A 538-nucleotide genomic window follows, 5' to 3' on the forward strand; every position below is an offset into this window, starting at 1 on the left:
GAAATCGGCTCTGTATATGAACACTTTGAGGAGCTGTCAAAGGGTAAAGAAGATGGGAGGTAAGATATGGCATATGTACCAATCCCTAAAGACTTAAATAGGGTAAAGACAAAGGTTGCTTTTAACCTAACTAAAAGGCAGCTCATAGGCTTCACACTTGCAGGACTGGTTGGAATACCAGTCTATTTATTTATGAGGAAGTTTGTGCCAAATGACATAGCTGTCATATTCCTTATCGTGTCCACGCTTCCTATCTTTTTCATCACACTATTTGAAAAGGACGGACTGACCTTTGAGAAATATTTTAAGCACATCTACCTTCATAAGTTTTATCAGCCAAAAAAGAGAGTGAGAAAGGAGGTTTACCTTGAACAAGAAAAGAAAAATTCAGCAAATAAAACTCATGCAAAACGAAAAGGATTGAGAAGTCAAAAGCGGGACTTAAAGAAAAGTAATTGCAAGTCAAAAAAAGATAAGGGAGGAATCCTTGACCTTATCTTTAAGAAAGAACCGAAAAGATATACGGTAGAAGATACCA

Annotated in this window: 1 protein-coding gene and 1 pseudogene; both read left to right on the forward strand. The window is 36.8% G+C overall.

Annotated features, from left to right (window positions below; all coding sequences use genetic code 11):
• A pseudogene (locus HMPREF9333_RS13440) lies at window positions 1-63 on the forward strand (conjugal transfer protein); the annotation flags it as partial.
• Between the two features lie 3 nt (window positions 64-66).
• Window positions 67-538 (forward strand): PrgI family protein (locus tag HMPREF9333_RS12030; RefSeq protein ID WP_005542480.1); only part of this gene is annotated, 472 nt, incomplete at its 3' end.

It is taken from the genome of Johnsonella ignava ATCC 51276 (genome assembly GCF_000235445.1).
Lineage (GTDB): Bacteria > Bacillota > Clostridia > Lachnospirales > Lachnospiraceae > Johnsonella > Johnsonella ignava.